This window comes from Pseudomonas sp. EB271-G4-1 (assembly GCF_058791355.1).
In genome coordinates this window covers 119,902-139,006 of sequence record NZ_JBYTEO010000008.1, presented here as the reverse complement: position 1 = coordinate 139,006, position 19,105 = coordinate 119,902, and the positions used below count along the sequence as shown (strand labels likewise).

Annotated in this window: 16 protein-coding genes; 12 read left to right on the top strand and 4 right to left on the bottom strand. The window is 60.7% G+C overall.

The window, feature by feature from the left end; genetic code table 11:
* Window positions 1–45: 45 nt before the first annotated feature.
* Window positions 46–1,110, bottom strand: a complete 1,065-nt coding sequence (gene queG, locus AC3WWR_RS06565; RefSeq protein WP_020801357.1) for a tRNA epoxyqueuosine(34) reductase QueG — start codon at window positions 1,108–1,110, stop codon at window positions 46–48.
* 63 nt (window positions 1,111–1,173) lie between these two features.
* On the opposite strand from queG, the gene AC3WWR_RS06560 reads away from it, so the two are divergent.
* The 12 genes from AC3WWR_RS06560 to AC3WWR_RS06505 all read left to right on the top strand — a co-directional run bounded on the left by AC3WWR_RS06560 (window position 1,174) and on the right by AC3WWR_RS06505 (window position 16,179).
* Complete coding sequence (locus AC3WWR_RS06560) at window positions 1,174–2,673, top strand: bifunctional ADP-dependent NAD(P)H-hydrate dehydratase/NAD(P)H-hydrate epimerase (protein ID WP_033040629.1); 1,500 nt, start codon at window positions 1,174–1,176, stop codon at window positions 2,671–2,673.
* Window positions 2,661–3,131, top strand: a complete 471-nt coding sequence (gene tsaE / locus AC3WWR_RS06555; RefSeq protein ID WP_020797712.1) for a tRNA (adenosine(37)-N6)-threonylcarbamoyltransferase complex ATPase subunit type 1 TsaE — start codon at window positions 2,661–2,663, stop codon at window positions 3,129–3,131. The genes AC3WWR_RS06560 and tsaE overlap by 13 nt, the downstream gene beginning before the upstream one ends.
* Before the next feature lie 51 nt (window positions 3,132–3,182).
* Window positions 3,183–4,565 carry an N-acetylmuramoyl-L-alanine amidase gene (locus tag AC3WWR_RS06550; RefSeq protein WP_404821820.1) on the top strand — a complete coding sequence of 461 codons (1,383 nt, stop codon included), beginning with the start codon at window positions 3,183–3,185 and terminating at the stop codon, window positions 4,563–4,565.
* Window positions 4,562–6,472, top strand: coding sequence for a DNA mismatch repair endonuclease MutL (gene mutL / locus AC3WWR_RS06545; protein ID WP_020797710.1), 1,911 nt, complete (start codon window positions 4,562–4,564; stop codon window positions 6,470–6,472). Before AC3WWR_RS06550 ends, mutL begins: the two co-directional genes overlap by 4 nt.
* Window positions 6,472–7,443 carry a tRNA (adenosine(37)-N6)-dimethylallyltransferase MiaA gene (gene miaA, locus AC3WWR_RS06540; protein WP_432669650.1) on the top strand — a complete coding sequence of 324 codons (972 nt, stop codon included), beginning with the start codon at window positions 6,472–6,474 and terminating at the stop codon, window positions 7,441–7,443. The genes mutL and miaA overlap by 1 nt, the downstream gene beginning before the upstream one ends.
* A 94-nt stretch (window positions 7,444–7,537) precedes the next feature.
* On the top strand, window positions 7,538–7,798 hold the full coding sequence (hfq, locus tag AC3WWR_RS06535; RefSeq protein WP_007902656.1) for an RNA chaperone Hfq: 261 nt from the start codon (window positions 7,538–7,540) through the stop codon (window positions 7,796–7,798).
* Window positions 7,799–7,810: 12 nt separating this feature from the next.
* The gene (gene hflX / locus AC3WWR_RS06530) at window positions 7,811–9,112 is read left to right on the top strand and encodes a ribosome rescue GTPase HflX (protein WP_008064113.1); all 1,302 of its coding nucleotides are present in this window, start codon (window positions 7,811–7,813) and stop codon (window positions 9,110–9,112) included.
* Window positions 9,113–9,208: 96 nt separating this feature from the next.
* Complete coding sequence (gene hflK, locus AC3WWR_RS06525; RefSeq protein WP_033040620.1) at window positions 9,209–10,381, top strand: FtsH protease activity modulator HflK; 1,173 nt, start codon at window positions 9,209–9,211, stop codon at window positions 10,379–10,381.
* The gene (gene hflC, locus AC3WWR_RS06520; protein WP_020797707.1) at window positions 10,381–11,250 is read left to right on the top strand and encodes a protease modulator HflC; all 870 of its coding nucleotides are present in this window, start codon (window positions 10,381–10,383) and stop codon (window positions 11,248–11,250) included. Before hflK ends, hflC begins: the two co-directional genes overlap by 1 nt.
* Before the next feature lie 311 nt (window positions 11,251–11,561).
* Window positions 11,562–12,749 (top strand): ATP phosphoribosyltransferase regulatory subunit, encoded by a 1,188-nt coding sequence (locus AC3WWR_RS06515; RefSeq protein ID WP_020797706.1) that lies wholly within the window; start codon window positions 11,562–11,564, stop codon window positions 12,747–12,749.
* A gap of 54 nt (window positions 12,750–12,803) precedes the next feature.
* Window positions 12,804–14,093 (top strand): adenylosuccinate synthase, encoded by a 1,290-nt coding sequence (locus AC3WWR_RS06510; protein ID WP_020797705.1) that lies wholly within the window; start codon window positions 12,804–12,806, stop codon window positions 14,091–14,093.
* 151 nt (window positions 14,094–14,244) lie between these two features.
* Window positions 14,245–16,179 carry a methyl-accepting chemotaxis protein gene (locus tag AC3WWR_RS06505; RefSeq protein WP_033040616.1) on the top strand — a complete coding sequence of 645 codons (1,935 nt, stop codon included), beginning with the start codon at window positions 14,245–14,247 and terminating at the stop codon, window positions 16,177–16,179.
* A gap of 98 nt (window positions 16,180–16,277) precedes the next feature.
* Here the strand turns inward: AC3WWR_RS06505 and AC3WWR_RS06500 are convergent, their stop codons facing one another.
* From AC3WWR_RS06500 to AC3WWR_RS06490, 3 genes are all read right to left on the bottom strand, one after another.
* Window positions 16,278–17,843, bottom strand: a complete 1,566-nt coding sequence (locus AC3WWR_RS06500; RefSeq protein ID WP_033044036.1) for an ABC transporter permease — start codon at window positions 17,841–17,843, stop codon at window positions 16,278–16,280.
* Window positions 17,843–18,853 (bottom strand): extracellular solute-binding protein, encoded by a 1,011-nt coding sequence (locus AC3WWR_RS06495; protein WP_020797702.1) that lies wholly within the window; start codon window positions 18,851–18,853, stop codon window positions 17,843–17,845. Before AC3WWR_RS06495 ends, AC3WWR_RS06500 begins: the two co-directional genes overlap by 1 nt.
* Before the next feature lie 61 nt (window positions 18,854–18,914).
* Window positions 18,915–19,105 (bottom strand): hypothetical protein (locus AC3WWR_RS06490; RefSeq protein WP_492598563.1); only part of this gene is annotated, 191 nt, incomplete at its 5' end.

Genomic DNA, 19,105 nt, shown 5'->3' with positions numbered 1-19,105 from the left:
GACCTTAAAAAATCAAGGTCAAAAGATCGCAGCCTGCGGCAGCTCCTACACAAGACCGTGTTGTTTCAATGCCCACTCGACATGCTCGCGCACCAGTTCGGACGGATGTTCGCGTCGCGCCTTCAATGCCTCCAGTACCGGAATCGTTGAAGGCGCATTTCCCAAGCCCACCGCCAAGTTGCGCAGCCAGTTTTCGTAGCCGGCCCGGCGCAAGGGAGAACCTTCGGTGCTGCTGAGGAATTTATCCTCGTCCCACATGAACAACTCGGCCAGTCCGGCGTTGTCCAGGTTGTGCCGTGGCTTGAAATCGCTTTCGCCGGACGGACGGGCAAAGCGGTTCCACGGGCAGACGATCTGGCAGTCATCGCAACCGAACACCCGATTACCGATCAGCGGTCGCAGCTCTTCGGGGATGGCGCCCTTGAGTTCGATGGTCAAATAGGAAATACAGCGCCGGGCGTCCAGCACATAGGGGCCGACGAAGGCGTTGGTCGGGCAGATGTCGAGACAGGCGCTGCAGCGGCCGCAGTGTTCGGTGGCATGGGGTGGATCCACGGGCAACGGCAGGTCGACGAACAGTTCGGCCAGGAAGAAATAACTGCCAGCCTTGCGATTCAAGACCAGGGTGTTTTTGCCGATCCAGCCCAGACCCGCTTTCTCTGCGATGGCTTTTTCCAGCACGGGAGCGCTGTCGACAAACGCGCGATAACCAAACGGACCAATCTCGGCCTGGATTTTTTCCGCCAGTTGTTGCACGCGTTTGCGGATCAATTTGTGGTAATCGCGGCCCAAGGCATAACGCGAGACGTAGGCTTTTTCCGGTTGGGCGAGCAATTGCGCCATTCTGGTATCGCCCGACAGGTAGTCCATGCGCAGCGATACCACGCGCAAAGTGCCTGGTACCAGTTCTTCGGGGTGCGAGCGTTTGCTGCCGTGGGCGCCCATGTATTCCATTTCGCCGTGGTAGCCGGCTGCAAGCCAGCGTTCCAGGTGCTGCTCATGCTCGGCGAGGTCCAGGCCGCTGATGCCGACTTGTTGAAAGCCCAGCTCACGGCCCCAGTCCTTGATGGATTGGGCGAGGGCAGGCAGATCTGTGGTAATAGCGGGCATGAGGCGAGAGAAACCGGAGCTGAGGTGCGTATAATTCTGCCAGACATCGGAGCCCGTAGACGCATGCCGCACACTAAAGATGATTTACCCGACGCGCTGTACAGCGCCGCGCAGGTCCGAGGGCTCGATGCGAGCCTGATCGCGGCTGGCACATCGGGCTTCGAATTGATGCATCGCGCCGCACGGGCCACCTGGCGAGCGCTGGTCCGGCATTGGCCGGCGGCGAATGAATTAACGGTGGTCGCAGGCCACGGCAATAACGCTGGCGACGGTTACCTGGTCGCCGTGCTGGCCAAGCGCGGCGGGTGGACGGTACGGGTTCTGGCGGCAGGCGATCCCCGGCAGCTGCGCGGTGATGCGGCTTCGGCCCATGCCGAAGCGGTGTCCGAAAACGTGGTCATCGAAGCGTGGAGCGCGCAATCGGACTACCGGGGCATTGTCCTCGACGCCTTGCTCGGTACCGGCTTGGCCGGTGATGTGCGCGAGCCGTACGCCAGTGTCATCGCCGCGATCAACGCCAGCGGCCTTCCGGTGGTGGCGGTGGATATCCCCTCCGGGCTATGCGCTGATACCGGGCGCATCCTCGGTTGTGCCGTGCGAGCCGATCTGACGGTAACCTTTATCGGCTTGAAGTTGGGGTTATTCACCGGCGACGCGGCAAATGTGGTGGGCGAGCGGGTGTTCAATGACCTGCACGCCGATCCCCGGCTGCTCGAGGGGGCGCCGATTACCGCCCGACGCCTGACAGCCGGCAACCTGCCGCGCCTGGCCGCCCGCAGGGGCGCTTCCCATAAGGGCCAGTTCGGCCACGTATTGCTGATCGGTGGCGATCGCGGGCTGGGCGGGGCAATCCTGTTGAGCGCGCAAAGTGCATTGCGCAGCGGCGCGGGCATGGTGTCGCTGGCGACCCGCCCCGAGCATGTGCCGGCTGCCCTGGCCCGGATCCCCGAGGCGATGGCGCTGGGCGCTGCGTCGGCCAATCAACTGATGGATTTGCTTCAAAAGGTGTCCGTACTGGTGGTCGGCCCTGGACTGGGGCAGGGTGCATGGGGGAGAAGCTTGTTGTCGGCCGCCGCCAACGCACCCCTGCCGCAAGTCTGGGACGCCGATGCGCTGAACCTGCTGGCGGAAGGCCGGGTGAGCTTGCCCAAGGGGTGCGTGATCACGCCGCATCCGGGAGAAGCCGCTCGGTTGCTGGGACTCAGCACTGCCCAGGTTCAGGCCGATCGCCCCGCGGCGGCCCATGCACTGAGCAAAAAATACACAGCAGTGGTGGTGCTCAAGGGGGCCGGCAGTCTGATCGCCTGTCCTGACGGGCGGCTTGCCGTGTGTCATCAAGGTCATCCGGCAATGGCTGCCGCCGGTCTGGGCGACGTGCTGGCGGGTCTGGTGGGTGCGCTGCTGGCCCAGGGCATGGACGCGTTCGATGCGACTTGCCTGGCCGTCTGGCTACACGCCAATGCCGGTGAACGCCAAGGTAAATTCGGCCGTGGACTGGCGGCCAGTGATTTGATACCAGCCATTCGTCAGTTGTTGGAGGAGCAAGCACCGTGTCTGAAGTAACCCTGTACCTGGCCGATGAGCAGGCCATGAGCGACTTTGGCGCACGTATCGCCCGTATCACCGAGGGGCATGGCCTGATCTTCCTCGAAGGTAATCTGGGGATGGGGAAAACCACATTGTCCCGGGGTATCATTCGTGGTTTGGGGCATGTCGGGGCGGTCAAAAGCCCGACCTTCACCCTGGTCGAACCCTATGAGATCGGCGACATTCGTGCCTTCCATTTCGACTTGTATCGCCTGGTCGATCCGGAGGAGCTGGAATTTCTCGGCATCCGCGACTATTTCGAGGACGATGCGCTGTGCCTGATCGAATGGCCCGATAAAGGTGCAGGCTTTTTGCCAAAGCCCGACCTGACCATTACCATTAGCCCGCGAGACAGCGGGCGTTCGCTGAAAATTTTACCCAGGGGTTCGCGTGGCGAGGCCTGGTGTGCCGCTTTGGCATTGGAATCCAAATAGATGATGGGGTTAGGTATGCGCTTTCGCGCGTTGGTTGCTGCCGTAGGGGTGATGTTTCTGGCGGTGACCGTCGACGCTGTGGCCGAGACGAAGGTCAACAGTGTTCGCCTGTGGCGGGCTCCGGACAACACGCGGCTGGTGTTCGACCTGTCCGGTCCGGTGCAGCACAGCGTCTTTACGCTGACGGCCCCGGATCGCCTGGTCATCGACATCAATGGCGCGAGCCTCGGTGCGCCGTTGAACGTCAACTCGTCCAACACCCCGATCACCGCGATGCGCTCGGCACAACGTACGCCGACCGACTTGCGGGTGGTCATCGACCTGAAAAAGGCGGTGACGCCAAAAAGCTTCTCCTTGGCGCCCAACGCCCAGTATGGCAATCGCCTGGTGGTCGATCTGTTCGATAACCCGGCCGATGCCGCGCCACCGCCACCAGTGCCGACGCCATCGGTGGCCACGGTGCCGGCCGTTCCGGTCACGCCATCCGAACCTTCGATCAAGCTGCCTCCCGCACCGGCCGGCAAGCGCGACATCGTTGTGGTAATCGATGCCGGTCACGGTGGTGAAGACCCGGGCGCCTCCGGCTCCCGTGGTCAGCGCGAGAAGGACGTGGTGCTGCAGATCGCCCGTGAAACGCAGCGCCAGGTCAATGGCATGAAAGGCTTTCGCGCGGAGCTGACGCGCACCGGCGACTATTTCATTCCATTGCGTGGCCGTACGGAAATTGCCCGCAAGAAAGGCGCCGACCTGTTTGTCTCGATTCACGCCGACGCCGCGCCTTCTGCCGCGGCGTTCGGTGCCTCGGTGTTCGCCCTGTCCGATCGTGGTGCCACTTCGGAAACCGCGCGCTGGCTGGCTGACAGCGAAAACCGTTCGGACCTGATCGGGGGTGCCGGCAACGTCAGTCTCGACGATAAGGACCGCATGCTGGCTGGCGTATTGCTCGATCTGTCGATGACCGCGTCCCTGACCTCCAGCCTGAACGTCGGCCAGAAAGTGCTGAGCAACATCGGCCGGGTCACGCCACTGCACAAGCAACGCGTCGAGCAGGCCGGGTTCATGGTGCTGAAGTCGCCGGACATCCCGTCGATCCTGGTCGAAACCGGGTTTATCTCCAACGCCAACGAAGCCTCGAAGCTGGCTGCGTCGAGCCACCAGCAGGCGCTGGCGCGCTCCATCAGCAGCGGCGTGCGCCAGTTCTTCCAGCAGAATCCGCCACCGGGCACTTACATTGCCTGGCTGCGTGATTCCGGAAAAATCGCTCAAGGTCCTCGTGACCATCGGGTAAACCCGGGCGAGACGCTGGCGATGATCGCGGTGCGCTATCAAGTGTCCCCAGCGACCCTGCGCAGTGCCAACAACCTGTCGAGCGATGAGCTCAAGATCGGCCAGCACCTGACCATCCCAGGCACTGAACTGGCGGCCAAGGAATGAACGAAGTCGTGAACAACAGCGCTCGCATCGAGCTGCTCAGCCCACGGTTGGCGAACCAGATCGCCGCTGGCGAAGTGGTTGAACGGCCGGCTTCGGTGATCAAGGAGTTGCTGGAAAACAGCCTCGACTCCGGCGCCAAGCGCATCGATGTCGACGTGGAGCAGGGTGGCGTCAAGTTGCTCCGGGTGCGCGACGATGGCAGCGGCATTTCCGCCGATGACCTGCCGCTGGCCCTGGCGCGACACGCCACCAGCAAGATCCGCAACCTGGAAGATCTTGAACAGGTCATGAGCCTGGGCTTTCGCGGTGAGGCATTGGCATCGATCAGTTCGGTTGCGCGCCTGACCCTGACGTCGCGCACCCGCGATGCCGAGCAGGCCTGGCAAGTCGAGACCGAGGGCCGTGACATGGCGCCGCGGGTGCAGCCTGCGGCTCATCCGGTGGGTACCTCGGTCGAGGTGCGTGACCTGTTCTTTAATACTCCAGCACGCCGCAAGTTTCTCAAGACCGAAAAAACCGAATTCGATCACCTGCAGGAAGTCATCAGGCGCCTGGCCCTGGCGCGGTTCGACGTGGCCTTTCATCTGCGTCATAACGGCAAGACCATCCTCAGCCTGCACGAAGCCCGCGACGATGCAGCTCGCGCCCGGCGCGTGGCGGCCATTTGCGGACCCGGTTTCCTGGAGCAGGCGCTACCGATCGAAATCGAGCGCAATGGCCTGCATCTGTGGGGCTGGGTAGGGTTGCCGACCTTCAACCGCAGCCAGGCGGACTTACAGTATTTCTTTGTCAATGGTCGTGCCGTGCGCGACAAGCTGGTGGCACACGCCGTGCGCCAGGCTTATCGCGACGTATTGTTCAACGGCCGGCATCCGACGTTCGTGCTGTTCTTCGAGGTCGACCCGACGGGCGTCGATGTCAACGTGCACCCCACCAAGCACGAAGTGCGCTTCCGTGAAGGGCGCATGGTTCACGATTTTCTCTATGGCACCCTGCACCGTGCCTTGGGCGATGTGCGGCCGGACGATCATCTGGCGGCGCCGGTTGCGACAGCCGCAGTGCGGCCTACCGGCCTCGAAGCCGGTGAGTTCGGCCCGCAGGGTGAGATGCGCCTGGCCGCCAATGCGCTGCTGGAACAGCCTCAGGCACAGCCTTCGTTCAATGCACCCGCCGGTTCGGGGGCAGGGGCTGGATATCAATATCAATACACCCCGCGTCCCCAGTCAGCTGTTCCGGTTGCAGAAGCACAGGCCGCCTATCGCGAATTCTTCGCGCCGTTGCCCGAGGCCAATGCGGTAGCGCTGCCAGCTGGTCAGGACGACATTCCGCCGCTGGGCTACGCGCTGGCGCAGCTCAAAGGCATCTACATCCTTTCGGAAAACGCCCAGGGGCTGGTGCTGGTAGACATGCATGCCGCTCATGAGCGGATCATGTACGAACGCCTGAAAGTCGCCATGGCCAGCGAAGGCTTGAGCGGGCAACCGCTGCTGGTGCCCGAAACCCTGGCACTCAGTCAACGTGAAGCCGATTGCGCCGAAGAGCATGTTGCCTGGTTCCAGCGCCTGGGCTTCGAACTGCAGCGCCTCGGCCCGGAAACCCTGGCCATTCGGCAGATACCAGCCTTGCTCAAACAGGCTGAGGCCAATCGACTGGTGGGTGACGTGTTAGCCGACTTGATGGAATATGGCACCAGCGACCGGATTCAGGCGCACCTCAACGAATTGCTCGGCACCATGGCCTGCCATGGCGCGGTCCGGGCCAATCGGCGCCTGGCCCTGCCGGAAATGAACGGTCTGCTGCGCGACATGGAAAACACCGAGCGCAGCGGTCAATGCAACCATGGCCGACCGACCTGGACCCAACTGGGCCTGGACGATCTGGACAAACTGTTCTTGCGCGGTCGTTGATGAACCGGTTCCCCCCTGCGATTTTCCTGATGGGCCCGACCGCCGCCGGCAAGACCGACCTGGCCATCGAGCTCACCAAAGTGCTGCCCTGCGAGCTGATCAGTGTCGATTCGGCGCTGGTCTACCGCGGCATGGACATTGGTACCGCCAAGCCATCAAAAGAGCTGTTGGCAGAGTTCCCGCACCGTTTGATCGATATTCTCGACCCGGCCGAGGCCTACTCGGCGGCAGATTTCCGTCGCGATGCCCTGCAAGCCATGGCCGAGATCACCGCGCGGGGCAAAATTCCGCTGCTGGTCGGCGGCACAATGCTCTATTACAAGGCGTTGGTTGAAGGGCTTGCGGATATGCCGGCCGCCGACCCGGAGGTCCGCGCGCAGATCGAGGAAGAGGCTGCACGCCTTGGCTGGCAGGCGCTGCACGAGCAATTGGCGGTTATTGACCCGGTTTCCGCGGCACGTATTCATCCGAACGATCCGCAGCGTTTGAGTCGAGCGCTGGAAGTTTACCGTGTCAGCGGTCAAAGCATGACTGCGCTTCGCTTGCGACAATCTGCGCAAAGTACTGAAGCAGCCGCTTCGGGACGGCAACAATTGCCCTATACTGTCGCGAACTTGGCCATTGCTCCGGCGAATCGCCAGGTACTGCACGAGCGAATTAAACAAAGATTCACCTTAATGTTGGAACAGGGATTCATCGACGAGGTCCTAGCCCTGCGTAATAGAAGTGACCTGCATACAGGGTTGCCGTCTATACGTGCGGTGGGCTACCGCCAAGTCTGGGATTACCTGGATGGCAAGCTGACGTCAGCCGAGATGCAGGAGCGTGGAATCATTGCCACGCGCCAATTGGCGAAGCGCCAGTTCACCTGGCTTCGCAGTTGGGCTGATTTACACTGGCTGGACAGTCTCGATTGCGACAATCTGCCGCGCGCCTTGAAATACCTGGGGACCATCTCCATATTGAGCTGAGTCCTTGCAATTGCCGTCTATCCTTGGGGGTGGGGCGGCCAAAGCCATCTGTTTACCTATTTTTTTATATTGAATCCTTAAAGGAGTGCGGCACATGTCAAAAGGGCATTCGCTACAAGACCCTTACTTGAATACTTTACGTAAAGAGAAAGTTGGGGTGTCCATCTACCTGGTCAACGGGATTAAACTGCAAGGTACGATCGAGTCTTTCGACCAATTCGTTATCCTGCTGAAAAACACCGTCAGCCAAATGGTCTACAAACACGCTATCTCTACAGTAGTGCCGGTTCGTCCAATTCGTCTGCCTAGCGCAACCGAATCCGAAGCAGGTGATGCTGAGCCAGGTAACGCCTGATAGGAGTCTCCTTTGTTCTTTGAGCGCCACGGTGGTGGTGAACGGGCCATTCTCGTTCACTTGGATGGACAGGACCCTGAGGCGCGCGAAGATCCGCAGGAGTTTCAGGAGTTGGCAATTTCGGCTGGCGCCGAGACCGTCGCGTTTTTCAACGTGCCGCGTCATCGGCCATCCGCCAAATACCTGATTGGCAGTGGCAAGGTCGAGGAATTACGCGATCTGGTCAAAGCCGAGCAGGTAGATCTGGTGATTTTCAATCACACCCTCACGCCCAGTCAGGAACGTAACCTCGAACGCGCTTTCGAGTGTCGCGTGATCGACCGTACGGGTCTGATTCTCGATATCTTCGCCCAACGCGCCCGCACCCATGAAGGCAAGCTCCAGGTTGAACTGGCCCAGCTTGAATACATGAGTACGCGGCTGGTTCGCGGCTGGACTCACCTTGAGCGGCAGAAGGGTGGTATCGGCTTGCGCGGTCCGGGTGAAACCCAGCTGGAAACCGACCGGCGTCTTTTGCGGGTTCGCCTACGGCAGATCAAGGGGCGCCTGGAAAAGGTCCGCAGCCAGCGCGAGCAGTCGCGTCGTGGCCGCAAGCGGGCTGACATACCGACGGTTTCACTGGTGGGCTACACCAACGCCGGCAAGTCGACGTTGTTCAACTCGGTGACCGATTCCGAAGTTTTCGCCGCCGACCAACTCTTCGCCACCCTCGACCCGACCTTGCGCCGACTCGAACTCGATGACCTCGGGCCGATCGTGCTGGCCGACACCGTGGGGTTCATTCGTCACCTGCCGCACAAGCTGGTCGAGGCATTTCGGGCTACGCTCGAAGAGTCGAGCAATTCCGATCTGCTGCTGCATGTGATCGACTCCCATGAACCCGAGCGCATGGCCCAGATTGAACAGGTCATGGTGGTGCTTGGGGAGATCGGGGCTCAAGACTTGCCGATCCTGGAGGTCTATAACAAACTCGATTTGCTCGAGGGCGTGGAACCGCAGATCCAGCGCGATGCGGATGGCAAGCCGCAGCGGGTCTGGTTGTCGGCCAAGGACGGTACAGGTCTGGACCTGCTCAGGCAGGCCGTGGCCGAACTGCTTGGGGATGATTTGTTTGTTGGCACCTTGCGCTTGCCCAACCGATTTGCTCGACTGCGTGCGCAGTTCTTCGAACTCGGGGCGGTACAGAAGGAAGAACATGACGACGAAGGCATCAGTTTGCTGGCCGTTCGTTTGCCACGCGCCGAGTTGAATCGGCTGGTGAGCCGCGAAGGTTTGCAACCGGTGGAATTCATCGAGCAACACACTTTGCAATAAAAGCCTGAGAAAGCGGTTGTGCCGTGGTGACAGGCATTCTGTAGCATTGGTCGGCGCGCCGTGGGTGCGTCTTTGCTTTATCAGATGGAGAGCGCTATGGCTTGGAATGAGCCGGGTGGCAACTCGAATAATCAGGATCCTTGGGGTGGCAAGCGTCGTAATAACGGCGACCGCAAGGGGCCGCCGGATCTCGACGAGGCCTTCCGAAAGCTGCAGGAAAGCCTGAATGGGTTGTTCGGTGGTGGCAAGAAACGCGGGGATGATGGTGGTGGTTCGGGCAAGAGCGGCGGCTTCGGCGGCCTGCTGGGCATCGGCCTGGTCGTATTGGCAGCCGTTTGGCTGTACAGCGCGGTCTATGTCGTCGACGAGCAGGAGCAAGCCGTGGTGCTGCGCTTCGGCAAGTACTACGAAACCGTCGGCCCCGGCCTGAATATCTACTTCCCGCCGATCGACAAGAAGTACATGGAAAACGTCACGCGTGAGCGTGCATACACCAAGCAAGGTCAAATGCTGACTGAAGACGAAAACATCGTCGAAGTGCCGCTGACCGTGCAGTACAAGATCAGCAACCTGCAGGACTTCGTGCTGAGCGTCGATCAGCCGGAAATCAGCCTGCAGCACGCGACCGACAGCGCCCTGCGCCATGTGGTGGGTTCCACCGCGATGGACCAGGTGTTGACCGAAGGTCGTGAATTGATGGCCAGCGAGATCAAGGAGCGCCTGCAACGCTTCATGGATACCTATCGCACCGGTATCACCGTTACCCAGGTGAACGTACAGAGCGCAGCGGCACCGCGCGAAGTACAGGAAGCCTTCGATGACGTGATCCGCGCCCGTGAAGACGAGCAGCGTTCGCGCAACCAGGCTGAAACCTATGCCAACGGCGTCGTGCCGGAAGCTCGTGGTCAGGCCCAGCGCATCCTTGAAGATGCCAATGGCTACCGTGACGAAACCGTCTCGCGTGCCAAGGGTGAGGCCGATCGCTTCAGCAAGCTGGTCGCCGAGTACCGCAAGGCACCTGAAGTCACCCGCCAGCGTCTGTACCTGGACACCATGCAGGAAGTCTTCAGTAATACCAGCAAGGTTCTCGTGACCGGTAACAAGAATGGCCAGAGCAACCTGCTGTACCTGCCGCTGGACAAAATGGTCGAAAGTGGTCGCAGCACCAGCACCCAGGTGACCGGCGCGGCAGCCACCAGCAATGAAGCGAATGCGCGTGCGGCAGCTGATCTGCAGCAACAGCAAGCACGTACCAGGGAGAGTCGCTGATGAGCAATAAATCGCTGATCGCCCTTATTGTCGGCGTCGTCGTGGCGATCGCAGCCTGGAACTGCTTCTACATCGTGGCTCAGACCGAGCGTGCGGTGTTGCTGCAGTTCGGTCGCGTGGTCCAGGCCGATGTTCAGCCAGGCCTGCATGTGAAGGTGCCTTACGTTAACCAGGTGCGTAAATTTGATGCTCGCCTGATGACGCTGGATGCACCGACGCAACGCTTCCTGACGCTGGAAAAGAAGGCCGTGATGGTCGATGCGTTCGCCAAGTGGCGGGTGAAGGACGCCGAGCGTTTCTACACCGCGACCTCCGGTCTGAAGCAGATTGCCGACGAGCGTCTGTCCCGTCGTCTCGAATCGGGCCTGCGTGACCAGTTCGGTAAGCGCACCTTGCACGAAGTCGTGTCCGGTGAGCGTGATGCGCTGATGGCGGATATCACCGCTTCGCTGAACAAGATGGCTGAAAAGGAGCTGGGCATCGAGGTTGTCGATGTTCGGGTCAAGACCATCGACTTGCCGAAGGAAGTGAACCGCAGCGTGTTCGAACGTATGAGCACCGAGCGTGAGCGTGAAGCTCGCGAGCATCGCGCCAAGGGTAACGAGCTGGCTGAAGGCATCCGTGCCGACGCCGATCGTCAACGTCGCGTGCTGTTGGCTGAAGCCTATCGTGAATCCGAAGAGATTCGCGGTGATGGTGACGCTGAGGCCGCTTCGATCTACTCCAAGGCCTACGGTCAGGATCAGGAGTTCTACGCGTTCTACCGTAGCCTGCGTGCCTACCGTGAAAGCTTCGCGAACAAATCCGACGTCATGGTCCTGGACCCAAGCAGTGACTTCTTCCATTACCTGGAAAAAGCCAAGCCTTGATACAACGTTGACCTGATTCATCCCGCCGGGCGGCTAATACCTCTGGCGGGGTGATCCTTTGGGAAAACGTGTGTATGATGCGGCAGCCGGGAAATTCCCGGCTTTTTTGCGTCTGCATGTTTGAATGCTGTTTTGTGCAGGTGCCCGAGCTGAATGCTCGACAGGTTTTTCGAGGAAAGTGATTGGCGAAGCCGGTAACAGGCGTTTCGCTTCGTTGCTCCTGCGCCTGATTTATGAACATGGGCTGATCATTTTCTGCTTCACTCAAGGCTCGGCCGCAGGCTGGCCGCCCGGATACAGGGGAAGGCGTAATGGCAACGGTAGACCGCTGGCTATTGCCAGATGGCATCGAAGAAGTACTGCCACCGGAAGCGGCGCGTATCGAAGTAGCGCGTCGCCAGGTGTTGGATCTGTTCCAGAGCTGGGGTTACGAGTTTGTCGTGACTCCCCATATCGAGTACCTGGAGTCCCTGCTGACCGGCGCGGGCCAGGACCTGGATCTGCGTACCTTCAAGGTCATTGACCCGCAATCGGGCCGGCAGATGGGGTTCCGTGCCGACATCACGCCGCAAGTGGCGCGCATCGATGCGCATACCTTGCGCCGCGAAGGGCCAAGTCGCCTGTGCTACGCCGGTAGCGTACTGCATGCCCAGCCACGTGCCTTGTCGTCCTCGCGCAGCCCGATCCAGTTGGGCGCCGAGTTGTATGGCGATGCCAGCCCGAGCAGCGACGTGGAAGTCATCAGCCTGATGCTCGCCATGCTGCAACTGGCTGATGTACCGGATGTCCACATGGACCTGGGGCATGTCGGTATCTACCGCGGCCTGGCCCGCGCCGCCGGTCTGTCCGGTGAAGTTGAACAGCAGTTGTTCGATGCGTTGCAACGCAAAGCCATCGATGAGGTCATTACCTTGACCGAAGGCTTGCCGGCTGACCTGTCGGGCATGCTGCGCGCCCTGGTCGACTTGTGTGGTGGCCGTGAAGTGCTGGCGGCTGCGCGTGAGCGTCTGGCCAAGGCCCCGGCTGCAGTGTTGGCGGCATTGGATGACTTGTTGGCAATCGCCGAGCGTTTGTCCGTGCGTTTCCCGCAGTTGCCACTGTACTTCGACCTGGGCGAGTTGCGCGGTTACCACTACCACACCGGTGTAGTGTTCGCCGTGTTCGTGCCGGGTGTGGGCCAGTCCATTGCCCAGGGTGGTCGTTACGACGACATCGGCGCCGACTTCGGTCGCGCTCGTCCGGCAACCGGCTTCTCTACCGATTTGAAAACCCTGGTGACCCTGGGGCGTGCTGAGATCCAGCTACCGTCTGGCGGTATCTGGATGCCTGACAGTACGGATGCGGCACTCTGGCAGCAGGTTTGCCAGTTGCGCAGTGAGGGTCAGCGTGTTGTCCAGGCATTGCCTGGGCAACCTTTGGCCGCCGCCCGTGAAGCGGACTGCGACCGGCAATTGATTCAGCAGAACGGGCTTTGGCAAGTATCGCCACTGGCTTCTTGAGTTTTCCTGCCGGCTGCCGCCGGCACCAAGTTTGCGCGAATGAGGACAAGTGTTATGGGTAAGAATGTCGTAGTCCTGGGCACCCAGTGGGGTGATGAGGGCAAAGGCAAGATCGTTGATCTGCTGACCGAACATGCTGCCGCCGTAGTGCGCTACCAGGGTGGCCACAACGCCGGTCACACCTTGGTGATCGACGGTGAAAAAACTGTCTTGCACCTGATCCCTTCGGGCGTATTGCGCGAAGGCGTGCAGTGCCTGATCGGCAACGGCGTGGTGGTTGCACCTGACGCTCTGCTGCGCGAGATCACCAAGCTGGAAGAAAAAGGCGTACCGGTGCGCGAGCGCCTGCGTATCAGCCCGTCCTGCCCACTGATCCTGTCCTTCCACGTTGCGTTGGACCAGGCCCGTGAAAAGGCCCGTGGCGAGCTGAAGATCGGCACCACCGGTCGCGGCATCGGCCCGGCTTACGAAGACAAGGTTGCACGCCGTGGCCTGCGCGTGGGCGATCTGCTCAACATGCCGCGTTTTGAAGACAAACTGCGTGAACTGGTGGAATACCACAACTTCATGCTGGTGGGTTACTACAAAGAGCCGGCCATCGACTTCGACAAGACCCTGGCCGAATGCAAAGAGTACGCGGAGCTGCTCAAGCCGCTGATGCTGGACGTGACTGCCGAGTTGCACGACCTGCGTCGCGCTGGCAAAGACATCATGTTCGAAGGCGCCCAAGGCTCCCTGCTGGACATCGACCACGGTACCTACCCGTACGTGACCAGCTCTAACACCACCGCTGGCGGCGTAGCTACCGGTTCGGGTGTTGGCCCTATGTTCCTGGACTACATCCTGGGCATTACCAAGGCTTACACCACGCGTGTAGGTTCGGGTCCATTCCCGACTGAGTTGTTCGACGAAGTCGGTGCGCACCTGGCTAAACAAGGTCACGAGTTCGGCGCGACTACCGGCCGTGCTCGTCGTTGTGGTTGGTTCGACGCTGTTATCCTGCGTCGCGCTATCGATGTGAACAGCATCTCGGGCATCTGCCTGACCAAGCTGGACGTGCTCGACGGTCTGGAAACCATCAACATCTGCGTCGGCTACAAAGATGCGCAAGGCAACGCCGTTGCCCCGACTGATGCTGACAGCTACGTGGGCCTGCAGCCTGTGTACGAAGAGGTGCCGGGCTGGACCGAGTCGACCGTGGGTGCCAAAACCCTGGAAGAGCTGCCAGCTAACGCCCGTGCTTACATCAAACGCGTCGAAGAGCTGATCGGCGCGCCGATCGACATTATTTCGACGGGTCCGGACCGCAACGAAACCATCGTTCTGCGCCATCCGTTCGCTTGATAAGCTGTTGATGTAAAACACAAAGGCCCCTCAATAGGGGCCTTTGTCGTATATGTCTGTAGGACGGCATGACCTTTGCTATTACCTTTGCCTAAAGCGTCACTTTCGGGCGTGCCATCAATTTAATGGCGCAAATGCAGAGGGATTTCAAGTGTCAGCTGTTCTCTCGTTGTTACAAAGCCGTTTGTTGCGGCCTGTATTCGTTACCCTTGGTATCGCCCTTTTGGTGCAGGTGCTGGTGGCGGTCGCGCTGACCCGGAGCACTGTGACGGCGCTGGAAGCCGATCTCGCCCAGCGCCTGGGGGCGGACAGTCAAAAACTGTCCGGTGAGCTCGAGCAGGCGGGGCGTGAAGTCACGTCGAGCCTGGACAGCCTGTCTGCCAGTACGCGTCAACGCCTCACGGCTGGCTTGTCTTCGCGATTGAAGGACGAGCAGGCCCAGTTGCGTTCGACCCTGGAAAAAGACCTGAAGGATTCCGCCAGCGACATGGCACAGCTTCTGGCCTCGGTGGCGCCTCGCGCCATGTGGGATAACGACGTGCCGACCTTGTCCGAGTTTGCCCGTCGGGCCCAGCGCAACCCCAATGTCCTGTTCGTGGTGTACGACGACGCCACGGGCCAGCATCTGACGCGTTACCTCAACCGGGAAAACCCGATCAACAAGGCGCTGCTGGAAAAAGGCCAGGGCGAGCGCGCACTGGACAAGGTGCTGGACGCGGCGAAGAACGATCCGTCGGTCTTCTACGTCGAGGCCTCGATCAACCCTAATGGCGTGGAGATCGGCAAGGTCTTGATGGGCGTCTCGACGGCGTCGGTAGAGGCCGACCTGGCGGCACTGGACAAGCGCTTCTCGGCGTTGATTGCCAGTGGCGACCAGTTGGTGGGCGACAGCCTCAAAGGCGCGGCGGCCGACAGCGCAGCGGCCATGGGTGCACGTCTGCAATCGGCGCAGTCCACGGCCGCTGAAATGAAAGCCAATACCACCGCCACCGTGCAGGAGGCCGCGACAACCCTGCGCTGGCGTATTGGAGTGAGCCTGGCTTTGGTGGGCTTTGGTGTCCTGCTGTTGCTGGCGGTCGTGCTCGGGCGCCGAGTCGTCAACCGCCTGAGGATGTTGATTGTCGCCATGGATGACCTGGCGGCGGGTGAGGGCGATCTGACCAAGCGTGTGCAGATCAGCAGCAGGGACGAAATCGGCGATATGGCGTCGGCGGTCAATCGCTTCGTCGACAAATTGCAGCCGATAGTGCGCGAGGCGGGTGATGTCGCCCAGCGTACCGGTGTGGAAATTGGCGCCATGACATTGCGCAACGCGGGGGCGGATGCGGCGGCGGGCATGCAGCGCGATGAGGTGGCTGAAAGCCTGCGGGCCTTGTCACGAATGGCGGATGAGGCGCAGTCGGAAAGCCAGGCCATGCAAGCGGCATTGAAGCAGGTGGTGGATATCCGCCAGGCCACCGACGAAAACACCCGGACTTCGGCGAAAGTCGGCACTCTGATTGAAGCGTTGGCGGGCCAGGTTGAGACTGGCGCGCAAGTGATTGAGCGCCTGGCACAGCAGAGTGAGCAGATTGAGGTAGTGCTGACGGTCATTCATGGGATTGCCGAACAGACCAACCTGCTGGCGCTGAACGCGGCCATTGAGGCAGCGCGCGCCGGCGAAACCGGTCGCGGCTTTGCGGTGGTGGCAGATGAAGTGCGCGCGTTGGCGAGCAAGACGCAAAGCTCCACCGGCGATATCCAGGCGCACATCGTAGCGTTGCAGCAAGGTGCCCGCGAGGCCGTAGCGGCAATCGGCCAGGCCGGGCGCCAGGCCAGTGAAGGCCTGTTGGTTCTGCGTGACAGCGCGCGGTTGCAGCAATCGGTGCAGGCTTCGGTCGAGCAGGTGCACACGGCAATCGGCCTGGCGACCCAGGCTGCCGAGCATCAGGCTCGGGGAGCACAGGCTGTGCGAGGTCGGGTCGAGACCATTCATGTGCAAGCCGAAAAGGCGGCCCAGGCGGTGGTGGAAACCACGGCCAGCGGCAAGGTGCTCGATGGCCTGGCGGCGCAGCTCAAAGCCAGCTTGGGGCAGTTCAGGGCTTGATGTTTTGCCTGGCCTGGCCTGGCCTCTTCGCGAGCAGGCTCGCTCCCACAGGTGATCTACCGAGCCCTGTTGGAGCGAGCCTGCTCGCGAAAGCGATCTCAGCGGCTCAAATACATCCGGGTTGTTAATAGATATACAGGCAGCCCCGACACCAATATCAACAACGCCGCATAAGGCGCCGCCGCCGCAAACTCCACATTCGCGGTATGCGCCCACACCTCAGTGGCCAGCGTGTTGAGCCCGGTTGGGCTCAACAGCAAGGTCGCCGTCAATTCCTTCATCGCATCCAGAAATACCAATGCAAACGCTGCTCCCAGCGCCGGAAAAATGATTGGCAGCGTTATCCGGCAAAACGCACTGAACGAAGATGCCCCCAGCGTGCGCGCCGCCTCTTCCAGTTGCGGCGCAGCCTTGTTCAGTGCTGTGCGAATCGGTGCCTGGGCCAGCGGTAGAAACAGCAGCGCATAAGCAATCAGCAGCAGTGTCGAAGTCTGGTACAGCACCGGCACATAGTGGAGCGCGAAATACACCAGGGTCAGTGCAATCACCAGGCCTGGCAGCGCGTGCAGCAGATACGGCAAACGTTCTGCCCAGATTGCCAGTGGCCCTTTATAGCGCACCACCAGCAACCCCACCGGCAACGCCAGCAGCAGACAAAACGCCGCGCCGCCCAAGGACAGGGCCAGGGAGGAAAGCAGCGCCTCGCTGATCGCGGCGATCGGGAATGCCGCCGACGAGCCCACGGCCAGCCAGTACGCCAGCATTCCCAGAGGAATGCCGCTGCCGATGATCGCCAGCAACAGGCAGTAAAGCTGCCCAGCCATCATCCAGGGGCCCAATCTGACCTGTTCTGCCTGTCGCGCCGCGCCCTGGCCTGTACGTACATGCCGGCCTTTGCCGCGAACGCGCAGTTCCAGCCACAGCAACATCAAGCACAGTGCCAGCAACACCGCCGAGAGCATCGCGGCGTTGGCGTTGCTGAATTCCAGCTCGAACTGTTGGTAAATCGCGGTGGTGAAGGTTTGCAGGCCAATGATCGACAGTGCACCGAATTCCACCAACATGTGCAGGGCAATCAGTAGCGATCCCGCCAGCAGCGAAGGCCAGAGCAGCGGTAGGGTGACGCGGAAAAATACTCCCCAGCGATTCTGCCCCAGGGTGCGGGCAGACTCTTCGAGTGAGGGGTCGAGATTGCGCAGGGTGGCGGCCACCGGCAGGAAGATCAGCGGGTATTTGGACAGGCTCATTATCAGGATCGCCCCGCCGAGCCCTTCGAAATGTGCGCTCAGCGACACCCAGGTAAAACTGCTGACAAACGCCGGTACGGCGAACGGTAAACACAGAATCACGCCCCACAGGCGTCGCCCCGGCAGATTGCTGCGCTCCAGCAGCCATGCCAGCGACAGGCCGATCACGCCGCAAGTCAGTGTCACGCCAATCATCAGCGCCAGGGTATTGCGCAGCAGGCCAAACACATAAGGCCGCCACAGCAGATGCAGCGCCTGGGCCCAACCCGCTTGCCAGGCCTTCAGGCCGACGTAGGCCAGGGGAAGCAAGCTGAGCACGACCAGCAGTAACACCGGCAGAATCAACCAGATGGAAGGCCGCCTGCGCCCTGGTACGTATCGACCGTGCGAGGCGGAGGCGGATAGCGATGCGCTCATCAGTTCAGGCCAACCTCGCGTTCCAGGTCCAAGGCTTCTTCGGCATTGCCGAGGTCGGCGGGCGTGACGTTCGGTGCTTGCAGTTCGCTGAAAGGCTTGAGGCCGCGATCCGATTGCATGCCTTTGTGTAGCGGGTATTCGGCGGTGGTCTGGGTGATCACGCGCTGGCCCTCTTCACTGGCCATGTAGGCGAGCAGTTGCTGGGCTTCTTTTGGATGTTTGCTGGATTTCAGCACGGCCGCACTCGATACGGTAATCAGGCCGCCGACGTCGCCGCCAGTGAAGTAATGCAGTTTCGAATCGAGCTGGCCCTTTTCGCGCTGCAAGGCGAACCAGTAGTAGTTGTTTACCAGCACCGTCGCGACTTCGCCGTTTTCCACGGCTTTTAGGGCAACCATGTTGTTGCTGTAGGTCTTGCCGAAAGCGCGCAAGCCGGTCAGCCATTCTTCCGCAGCCTCCATGCCGTGCACCTTGATGATCGCCACGGCTTGTTCCTGGAAGGCGCCGCTGGTAGGGACGAAGCCGACCTTGCCTTGCCATTTTGGATCGGAGAATTCCATCACCGATTTCGGCAGGTCTTTTTCGTCAATCAACTTCGGGTTGAATGCGACGACACGCACCCGAGCGGTGACGCCAATCCAGGTGCCGTCAGCGGCGACATAGTCCTTGGGCAGAACGGCCAGCGTGGTGTCGTCGGCCTTGGCCAGAACGCCTTGCTCGCCGAGTTTGTTCAGTGGCGGCGACTCTTCGGTGTAGATCACATCGGCGGGAGAGCGATCGCCTTCTTCGACGACTTGGCTGGCAAGCTGGTTGCTGCTGCCCTTGCGCACATTGACGTGAATGCCTGTCTTGGCTTCGAAGGCTTTGGCGACCGCATCGCCGACTTCCTTGTGTTGGCCGTTATAGAGTGTAAGGGAGACTGGATCGGCAGCCTGGGTGAGGGGGGTGGCGAGTGCCAGGCCAAGCAGAGTGGTGGTCAGGCCGCGGCGCAGGGTATTTCGAAACATCATTCGCAGGGTTCCTCACTGTCGCATTGCAAAATCTTGCAACAATGATAAACGATATTGTTTCTCATATGCGCTCTGGGCGGAGCAATTGATCTGTAGGAGCTGCCGAAGGTTGCGATCTTTTGATCTTAAAAACCAAAATCAAAAGATCGCAACCTTCGGCAGCTCCTACAGGGGCCAGAAACGCAAAAACCCGCTTTCGCGGGTTTCTGTGAAATTCAAGGTCGTGACCTTGAATTTGAATTGGTGCCCAGA

Bases quoted from the DNA above. Each gene is read 5' to 3' on its own strand.
- hflC (WP_020797707.1), top strand. From the start codon at position 10,381: ATGAGCAATAAATCGCTGATCGCCCTTATTGTCGGCGTCGTCGTGGCG.
- queG (WP_020801357.1), bottom strand. From the start codon at position 1,110: ATGCCCGCTATTACCACAGATCTGCCTGCCCTCGCCCAATCCATCAAG.
- AC3WWR_RS06510 (WP_020797705.1), top strand. From the start codon at position 12,804: ATGGGTAAGAATGTCGTAGTCCTGGGCACCCAGTGGGGTGATGAGGGC.
- hflK (WP_033040620.1), top strand. From the start codon at position 9,209: ATGGCTTGGAATGAGCCGGGTGGCAACTCGAATAATCAGGATCCTTGG.
- hfq (WP_007902656.1), top strand. From the start codon at position 7,538: ATGTCAAAAGGGCATTCGCTACAAGACCCTTACTTGAATACTTTACGT.
- AC3WWR_RS06560 (WP_033040629.1), top strand. From the start codon at position 1,174: ATGCCGCACACTAAAGATGATTTACCCGACGCGCTGTACAGCGCCGCG.
- AC3WWR_RS06495 (WP_020797702.1), bottom strand. From the start codon at position 18,853: ATGATGTTTCGAAATACCCTGCGCCGCGGCCTGACCACCACTCTGCTT.
- AC3WWR_RS06550 (WP_404821820.1), top strand. From the start codon at position 3,183: ATGTTTCTGGCGGTGACCGTCGACGCTGTGGCCGAGACGAAGGTCAAC.
- miaA (WP_432669650.1), top strand. From the start codon at position 6,472: ATGAACCGGTTCCCCCCTGCGATTTTCCTGATGGGCCCGACCGCCGCC.
- AC3WWR_RS06500 (WP_033044036.1), bottom strand. From the start codon at position 17,843: ATGAGCGCATCGCTATCCGCCTCCGCCTCGCACGGTCGATACGTACCA.
- mutL (WP_020797710.1), top strand. From the start codon at position 4,562: ATGAACGAAGTCGTGAACAACAGCGCTCGCATCGAGCTGCTCAGCCCA.
- AC3WWR_RS06515 (WP_020797706.1), top strand. From the start codon at position 11,562: ATGGCAACGGTAGACCGCTGGCTATTGCCAGATGGCATCGAAGAAGTA.